This window comes from Methylomonas rivi (genome assembly GCF_024505165.1).
In the GTDB taxonomy this organism is placed as follows: domain Bacteria; phylum Pseudomonadota; class Gammaproteobacteria; order Methylococcales; family Methylomonadaceae; genus Methylomonas; species Methylomonas rivi.
Genome location: NZ_JANIBK010000150.1, coordinates 1 through 9,291, shown reverse-complemented (window position 1 = coordinate 9,291; position 9,291 = coordinate 1). Strand labels below are relative to the sequence as shown.

The following is a 9,291-nucleotide window of genomic DNA, read 5'->3' as shown; positions in this document are numbered from 1 at the left end:
GGCCTTCGCCCTGAAATTGCCCGGCAAAATCCGGCCGCGCGCCTGCCGGCCCCAGTCCTCTGCCCTCTCCGCCCGCACCGTTATGCCGATACGCTGTCCAGGCTGAACCCGAGAACAGCGCGTGCCGCGCATGTTTGAGCAACAACAGGTATTTATCGCGGGACGCGGCGTAATCCCATACCGACCGGCGTAACTCGGGCGTGGTGATACCGTAACTATCGCTATCCTGTTCCGAACTGAGCACCAATAACGGTAAACGGATGGCGCGATAATCGGCCCGCAAATTGCCGGCCGCGGCCGCAACCACCGGACTGATCAGCATTGCCGCCAGCGGCCGGAATGCCGGCTGTTCCGGCGCCTCATGACCGGTTTGCCTGACTAACAACCGGGTAGCCGTGTCGGCGCCGATGTCGTATCCGACCAATACGACCGCGGACATATCCGCTCTGGCGAACAAGCCTTGCTTGGCCGCGGCGCGCTGCCGGCACTGCGCGTAGACCCATAACAGTTGCTCGATCCGGTTTTGTACCGATTCCTCGGTAAAAAATGTACGGCCGATATAACGCCGTTCGCCCTCCAGCAAAGCTTGCGATGACGCTTGCCCGGCCTTGTCCGGTCTGCCGCCCGGCGGTCCTATCGCCCCCTCCGGTTCGTCGCCGAATAGTCTGTCGAATGCGCCGTCCGCACGCGGCTGTTCCGGGAACTCGGGCGCCAAATCCGCGAAAGCCCGCGCCACCTCCCGATCTTGCACGGATAACACCGCGTAACCGGCCTTGGCCCAGTACTCCCGCCACAAACGGCCGGCGTCGGCGGGCTCGCCCAGGCCCGGCAGGTAAATGATCAAGGGATAAGCTCCCGGTTTACGCGGTGCCAACATCAGCGTATCCAAGGCTTTGCCGTTGCGCAGCCAAGATTCGCCGGCCGAATCGATCTCATACGAACCCGCGATTCGATAACCGCCGGCGGCGATAAATTCGTCGCGCTGGGCAAGTTGCTCCTGCTCGGTTAGCGCGGCCGGACGCATGGAACAGGCCGCCAAAAGCAGCACCATTAAAGAGGCGGACAAACAGACGTAAATGCGGCGGAATAATTTACCCATAGCGAAGGCCGGTCATAAAGTTAGGGCTATTATGCGCCAGCCGCCGGTTAAGTAATGTCAATTCGCGGTAAAGTTGCGTAAAGCGCATTAGCGCGGCAAGGTTCGAATCGCAAACCTTGCCGTTAACCGGTAAAACCGCCCCCAACCGCTTAAGCGCTGGCGGACAGGCTATTGCCGCTTTGCGATCCCGTCTCGTGACCGCCGTAAGCGTGCAATAAATCCATCAAGGTTTTCATGAACTGCATATCGCTGGTGCCGGAGGACTGTTCGCTGGATGCGGTAGCCGTTGCGGACGCGCCGACATCCTGGCTTTCGTAGAATGATTTGGCTTCATCGCGGGTGATTTTGCCGTCTCCATCGCTGTCCGCCTGGTCGAAATTGTCCAACAACCGGCTCAAGCCATCGGTCTTGCCGCTGTCGCCGGTATTCGCGCTATCGACCATTTCGGTCAATTGGTCTTTGGACAGGCCTTGATCCGCCTGCTCGCCGGGCGGCGGCATGCCCTCCTGCCCTTGCAACCTCATGCGCGGAAACGGCCCGTCCAATTCCGCCGAAATTTGTTCGAAAGTGGCGGCCATTTCCTGCTGAGTAACCTTGCCGTCGCCGTCGCCATCCAATTTGGAAAACAATTCGTCGGCCGACAAACTACTACTCGAGTCGCTGGAACCGCTCACTTTACTTAAAGCCGTTTCCAGATCGGACTTTTGCAGATAGCCTTGGTTATTAGTGTCCAGCTTGGCGAATAAATCCTCGGCCATTTTATTCGGGTCCGGCTTTTGCCGGGGCTGCATGCCATACAAGACTGAAGATTGGGTACTGCCGATAGTATTTACGCTCATGGCGTTGTCCTCCTGATAATAGATGGGTGGAGAACGGCTAATAAGACCACTTTAACCGCCCTACATTGGGTAGCCGAACGCCGGCCACAACAACACGGGAGCAATATACAGACCTAACAGTATGTTTTTACAGGGCTTATTACGTAAAATCAGGTAAAGTTGGGTTAACGGTTTTTAGAAAATGTAAACCCGATAACCGGTTTGCCGCTGCCCGCCCATGGCAAAGCGAATACTTTGCGCCTGCGGCTATTTAACTTGCCGCAACCGGCAATTTGTTGCCGCTATGAAATTTCGGCGGAAACCGGGATATTGCGCGCGGATGGTAAACCCGCTTTATGAAGTGGTTTAATATCGCTTTTAATGGAATGTATTCGGTCTCGATTGAATGCGCGAATCTCGAACAGTACAGTAACTTGCAGGAATCCACGGCCCACGCGTTTGATCTAAACGTCTTTTGCACCCTTCAGCGGGCCATGCGTAAAGCGGGGTAATGCATTAAAAGTTGGTGCCTTTCATGTTTGTCGCGGTTTAAATGCCGAATTTAGGATAATTGCTTGTCTTTTTGTCAGCCTGCTGAACTCAGACTAGAGACAGCCCGTTGTTTAACACGCAGGGCTTTGCGTTTACTCAGCCAAATCAGCACGCCGGTAATAGTCAACCCGACCAGGGCCAATCCGCTCAGCGAGATCAAAATCCTGCCCGGCATCCCGATGATTTGTCCACTGTGCATAGGCAGCTGCCACGCTTCGAAGATATCGGCCGCCGTACCACTACCGGGGATGTAATCTCCTAGATAAGCGCCTGTTGCGCCGTCGTAATATAGATAATTAAGCCCCAGGCCTTGGTTGTCGCCATAGCCAACGCCGAAAATGCCATAGTTCGCATTGTAAAAAATCGAGGCTTGCGGCTTGCCCCAACCCCGTTTGCCGGCTTCGGTGGCGGCACTATGCAGCACATCGACGAAAGCAACAGCCGCCTCCACCGGCGCTTGCTCGCTACGCTGTTCCCGAGCATCGAACGGCGATGGGGTAAATTCGGAAAACAGCGATACCACCGGTTCGAAAACCGCGTCGCGCAGATTCAACGAGATGGCGCTGACAGACATCATCAGCATCAAGACCAACAACCATAAGCCGCCGGCGCGGTGCAAATCGAAACTCATGCGCAAGGCACTGGCGCCGGTTTTTACCCGCCAAGCCATGGCCCAGCGGCTTAGCCAATTTTTTTGCGGCCCCTGCCGAATGCGCGGCAACGACTTTGAATGAGGCTTAGGTTTGGGCAGGGTCAGGTAAAAACCGATCAGCGACTCGAACAGCCAGACGATCGCGGCCGAACCCATCACCCACAAACCGGTTTCGCCGGGCAGTTGCAGGCTGTAATGCAGTACATAAACAAACGGAATCAAATGTCGGCGCTCGAAGCAGCAAGCCCCCCACACCCGTCCGCCCAATAACTTGCCATCGACTGGATCGACGAACAATTCGTCGGCATCGACCGGTTGATCGGCGTTGGCAGGCCGCACCGAAATCCGCACCGCTTTGCCGACTTCTCGGTTTAGCGGCAACGAGACGATTCGGTATTGGGGTAAATCGCCTCGCAAACGTTCTAACATCTCGGCCGTGGTTAGCAACTGTCCTTGTGCCGGACTTTCGAACAAATCGGGATTGAGCCAGGCGTCCAGTTCCTGCTGGTAAGCGATGATGCTGCCGGTCAAGCCGGCCAGCATTAGGAACATGGCCGCGGTCAAACCAAGGTATCGGTGCAGCCGCAGCCAGATTTTCCGCATGCCGGCGCAGTCTTACCAGTTGTAACGCAGGCTAGCCAATACCGAGCGGCGGTCGCCGTAATAGCAGGAGTCTCCGCCGCAAGTCACCACGTATTCACGGTCGAGCAAATTGCTCATGTTCACACCCAGACGCATGCCTTGCAGTTTGGAATGAACTTTGCCCAAATCGTAATGCACGGATGCATCGACCAGCACATAACCCGGCGCCTTTTGGCTATTGCTCAAATCGCCGTAATTGGCGCCGATATAGCGCAAACCGCCACCTAGGCCCAAGCCGGTGAGATCGCCGGTCTTTTGTGTGTAGTCCAACCATAGCGAGGCTTGATGCTCGGGGGTATAAGTCAAGTTCTTACCCAATTCTTCCTCCGAATTGGATTTTTTGACTTTGGTATCGGTATAGGTGTAAGCAGCAGCGACATCCAACCCGATATCCAAACTGGCTTTACCTTCCAATTCCGCGCCCTGAGCACGAACTTCGCCGGTCTGTTTTTGATAATTTCCCGATGGGTGCTCAAGATCGGGGGTCAGGACGTTTTGCTGAGTCAGATGGAATAAGGCGGCGGTAAACAGCGCGTTATAGCCGACCGGCTGATATTTGATACCGAACTCGTGTTGTTGACCGGTAGTCGGTTTGAACGGTGAGCCTTCGAAACTGGCACCGATAGCCGGCTCAAACGATTCCGAATAGCTGTAATAAGGGGCCACACCGCTGTCGAACTGATAACTTAGCCCGGTACGATAAGTAAATGCTTCGTTATCCTGCTGGGTCGCGGTGTAAGCAGGATTAGCGTAATCGACAATATTACTGCCTTCCGTGCCGCCATTAGTCTGATAATCGGTATTCACGCTGCTGGTAGACACCCAATCCTTCCGCACGCCTATCGTGGCAATCCAACGATTCCATTTCAGCTGATCCTGGCCGTAAAAACCGATTTGATCCAGCTCCTGATCAAAGCGTTGCGAAATATTGGGTCGAGTAAATGTTCCGCTACCACCAATCACGTCATCAAACGGCTGTCCGTAAACCGGAGCGTAAATATCGAAATTCGTCGCAGCCCCCCAAACACTGCCGGTTTGTCTGTTACTGACAAAATGCCGAAAATCAAGACCCGATAAAAAAGTATGCTGCACTTCGCCAGTGGCAAAATCGGCTTGTAATTGGTTATCCAGAGTAAAGGTTTTGGTTTGATCTTGATAAAAGCTGACATCGCGATCAACTAGCCGGGAATCTGCATCCAAAAAGCCGGCGGAATTATAGGGAAACACGCCTTTCAACTCGCTTTCGACATTGGCATATCGCACATTTTGCCGTGCAGTGAATGTCTTGTTGAACTTATGCTCCAAGGCATAACCTAGCGCAAACTGTTCGCGGTCATAGCCATCGAAACCCGGCTCGCCAAGGAAGCGGTTGGTGGGAATCTTACCGTTGGGATTGGCTAATACACTGCCTTGATAAGGCATAAACTGCATAGCATTGCCGGTCTCGTCTTTTTGATAATGACTCAGGAAGGTAAATGTCGTCGCATCGCTAGGTTTCCAGGTAAAACTCGGCGCCACGTAATAACGATCATCCTCGACATGATCGACCTGAGTATCGCTGCCGCGCCCCAAAGCCACCAACCGATACAACAAATCGTTACGGCCGGCGACCGGGCCGCTCAAGTCCACACTGCCCTGCACCCTGTCGTAACTGCCGCCCAGAAACTGGATTTCATGAAACGGCGTTTCGGTAGGACGTTTGCTCATCATATTCACCAAACCGCCAGGGGCGTTTTGACCATAAAGCACGGATGATGGCCCGCGCAATATTTCTATCCTTTCCATGCCGTAAGGATCGACCCGAAGCTGGGCATAGCTGTTGCTGGAACTCATCAAGCGCGTGCCGTCCAGATACTGCGTACCCTCGAATCCGCGCAGATTGAAATAATCGTCGCGGGTGCTCGGCCCGAACATGCCGCTGACTACGCCAGGCGTATAGGCCACGGCTTGAGTGATACTCTGCGCCGCACGGGCGGCATACTCGTCGTTATTGATCACACTGATCGACTGTGGAACTTCAATCAGCGGCGTATCGGTCTTGGAGCCGGATAACGATTTATTCACCACATAGCCCGCTACCGGATCAGTAGCCTTAGTTTGCTGCTGCCCCACGACGGAGACCGCTGGCAGCGTTGTCTCGCTCTCGGTGTTTCCGGTTTTCCGATTGCTATCGCTGGACTTTGACGACTCCGCATCCTCAGTAGCAGCCAGGTCTTTAGCCATCAACTCGCCAGTCGATAAAGCCGCGGTCAATGCGATGACAATGGCTCTGCGTAAGATTTCGTTTCCCTGATTGCGGCAGAGGTCTTTTCCAAATTGTTCGTTCATGGCGGCACCTAATAAATTGAGTTGCCGTCATAATATCGCAACTGATAATGATTCTCAACATTACAATCTTTCCCGTGCACTGTTTTTCTTGCTCACCAACTTATGAGTCACTCAAACGATACGAAAAACGTTCGTCTGTACCTTATATGCTCAGTAACGATTCAAACGGCCAACGTCAAAGCGGCGCTCATGCCTGGCGCCAGCTGTAAATCGAGCAAGCGCCAATCGCGGGTAGGTAGGCAAGCATCCGGCAAAGCCAAAAATTCGGGTTCTCCGGATACTGAAGTGAGAATGCCGCTGACACCAACACCAATTCCGCTACCTACCGCTTTGACCAAACTTTCCTTGCGGGTCCAAAAACGATAAAAAGCCGACACTTGTTCATGCGCCGACAAGGCTTGCCAATAATGTTTCTCCTCGGGCGCCAGAATTTCCTCAACTAAAGATGCCAAATCATGCCGTTGGTCCCAAGCCTCGATATCGATACCGAGCGGCATCCGCCCCGTCGCCAGCAACATCCAGTCGGCGGAGTGCGATAGATTGAATTGCAACGCTGCCGGCTGTCCGTTGGCATCGACGAGGTAAGGCTTGCCGTATGCTTGCCTGGCGAAGCGAATCTGTTCAGGCGGGACATTTAGATAGCCGCTTAATAACACGCGCAATTTGCCATGACAGACCACGTAGCGCCGGCGATGCAAATCCCGAACGAAGCGCCGGGCAATCGAGTTTTCCTCGGCGGACAATAATCGCCAATAGCGTTGGTAGTCGGGATCACTGGCCACCAAATCCTCGAACCAAACATCGACGCATTCAACCTGCAAAAAGGGTTTAGCCTGCATCGTCGCCTTGTCGTTGAAAATCCTGTAATACGGCATAGCAAACCGGTGTCAACAATAGGCTGGCGAACATGCCGAACAACAAACCTGCCGCCAACGACAAAGTCATCGGCACCAGAAATTGCGCCTGCACGCTGGTTTCTAGCAGCGTCGGCAGGAAGCCGGCAAAGTTGGTCATGAAGGCCAGGAAAATCGGCCGGAATCGAGCGGTGCAGGCTTCGGCGATCAGTGCGAATTTATCCGTGGCGCGCGCTTCGTTCTCATGAATGTAATCCAGCAGCACCATACTGTCATTGACCACCACCCCGCTGGCCGCCACCATGCCCACCAAGGATTCCATCGATAGCGGCATGCCCAACAGCGCATGGGCCAATACCGCGCCGGCCCAGGCCATCGGCGCCGCCAGCAAAAACACCAGCGGCAGCGCATAGGAACGGAAGCTGACGGCGATGATTGCGTATATAACAGTCAAGGCAATGGCGGTGTTGCGCGCCAGCGCCTGCAGGGTAGCGTTCTGCTCCTGCCTTTCCCGGCCCAAATCGGTTATCAAGCCGGCAAAACGGCCTTGCAGACCCGGCAAGACTTGTTGCTCCAGATCGGCATAAATCGCATTAAGATCGGCCTGTGCCGGGTCCACTCGGGCCGCGACTTCCAGCACGCGTTGGCGGTCGCGGCGATTTAACTGCGCATAGCCCGGCTGAAAACTCAGCTCGGCCACCTGCGCCAACAGGGTCTGTTTGCCATCGGGCAAATGAATCGGCAACTGGTACAAATCATCCAGCGAATGGCGCTGATCGGCCGGCAAGCGCACCATGATCCGCACATCGTTGCGGCCGCGCTGAAACCGTTGCGCTTCGACGCCGTAGTAAGCATGGCGCACCTGCTCTGCCAGATCGGCCAGTTGCAAACCCAGTTTTTCGCCCAGCGGTTTCAGGCTCAGCCGCAATTCCGGTTTACCGGGAATATTGGAGTCCAATACGTCGTAAACGCCGGGATAGGCGGACAACCGGCTTTTTAACTCGGCTCCGGCCTGCTGCAATACCGTGGGATCGGCCGCGCCCAGATTCAATACGATGTCGTAAGGTACATCGCCCTCGCGGACGATGAAATCCAGCCGTGCCAAGCCCAGATCGCCGATGCGCCGCCGCCATTCACGAACGAAATCGTCCACCTTGACCCGTTGCCGCGCTTGTTCCGACAGTTCCAGCCACAACCCGGCTTCCTGCTCCCAAATCAAGGTCTCCTGTCCCAGCAGGAGTCGGTAACCCGGCTCGGCCTTTTCCAATTCATCACGATAACGCAATAGTTCGCGCTCCACCCGCTCGGCCAGGCGCCGGGTTTCATCCGCTGCCGTGCCGGGGGGCACGGTCAATCTGGCCCAGAACGCATCCTTGCTGATGTCGGGATTCATCGCCCGCCGCACATGGCCGCCGGCATACAGGCCGCCAGTCAACAACAGCAAGACGATGAACAACGATAACACCAGATAGCGCCAGGCCAGCGCCCGTTGCAACAGCGGCCGGTAGTAGGCGGAAACCCAAGCTTCCAAACCATGATTCAAGCGTTCGCGCCAATGAGTCAGGCGTTCGAAGCGCGTGTCGATGGCGGCCGGCACGGCCAGATGCGCCGGCAAGATCAACAAAGCCTCCAGCAGTGAAAATATTAGCGTCAGTATCATCACCCAGACGATGGGCCGCATCATCTCGCCGCTCCAGCCGGGCAGAAACAGACCGGGCAGAAAGGCCGCCAAGGCGATCAAGATCGACAAAAACACCGGCAACGCCACCTTGCGCACGCCGCTGGCAGCCGCCTGTAACGGATCGGCGCCCGGTATTTGTTGTTCGCTGTGCACGCTCTCGCCGATGATGATGGCATCGTCCACCAGAATCCCCATCGCCAGCAGAAAACCGAATAAGGACAGCATGTTCAGCGACAGGCCCAACATCGGCATCCACCACAGCGTGCCCAGTACCGAGGTCAAAATCCCCATGCCGGCCCACCACGCCACTCTGGCCCGCAAAAACAGCGTCAACACCAGCCAGACCAGCACAAAACCGCTCAAGCCGTCCTCCAGCAAGGTATCGATACGCTGATCGAACGCCATAGAATCATCCCACCAGGTCTTCAGATGCACGCCGGGCGGCAGGCCGGCTGCGGTTCGAGTAATGTACTCCCTGACACTTTCCGCCACCTCGATCGCATCGGTTTCAGCATGAATTTCCCAGCCCTGTGCCGGCAGACCGTCATGCCGCCACTGCAACACCTTTTCGCCGAGGCCGTCGCGAACCGTCGCCACGTCACGAATGCGCAGCACGCCGCCGTCGGCCAGACTGAGCAAAACCAGTTCGCCGACCGCATCGCCCC

Annotated in this window: 6 protein-coding genes; all 6 read right to left on the bottom strand. The window is 55.6% G+C overall.

Translation table 11 applies throughout. The annotated features are described in order from the left end of the window. A partial coding sequence (locus tag NP596_RS17920; RefSeq protein WP_256616769.1) for an alpha/beta hydrolase occupies positions 1–1,099 on the bottom strand: 1,099 nt, incomplete at its 3' end. A gap of 149 nt (positions 1,100–1,248) precedes the next feature. Further along, positions 1,249–1,938: an EF-hand domain-containing protein gene (locus NP596_RS17915; RefSeq protein ID WP_256616768.1), complete on the bottom strand. Its 690-nt coding sequence runs from the start codon at positions 1,936–1,938 to the stop codon at positions 1,249–1,251. Positions 1,939–2,503: 565 nt separating this feature from the next. Further along, on the bottom strand, positions 2,504–3,724 hold the full coding sequence (locus NP596_RS17910) for a PepSY-associated TM helix domain-containing protein (protein ID WP_256616767.1): 1,221 nt from the start codon (positions 3,722–3,724) through the stop codon (positions 2,504–2,506). Between the two features lie 12 nt (positions 3,725–3,736). Beyond that, entirely contained in the window at positions 3,737–6,091 is a 2,355-nt protein-coding gene (locus tag NP596_RS17905) for a TonB-dependent siderophore receptor (RefSeq protein WP_256616765.1), read from the bottom strand. Between the two features lie 161 nt (positions 6,092–6,252). Then, positions 6,253–6,930 carry a 4'-phosphopantetheinyl transferase family protein gene (locus NP596_RS17900; protein WP_256616764.1) on the bottom strand — a complete coding sequence of 226 codons (678 nt, stop codon included), beginning with the start codon at positions 6,928–6,930 and terminating at the stop codon, positions 6,253–6,255. Continuing rightward, positions 6,920–9,291 (bottom strand): efflux RND transporter permease subunit (locus NP596_RS17895; protein ID WP_256616763.1); only part of this gene is annotated, 2,372 nt, incomplete at its 5' end. The genes NP596_RS17895 and NP596_RS17900, both read right to left, overlap by 11 nt.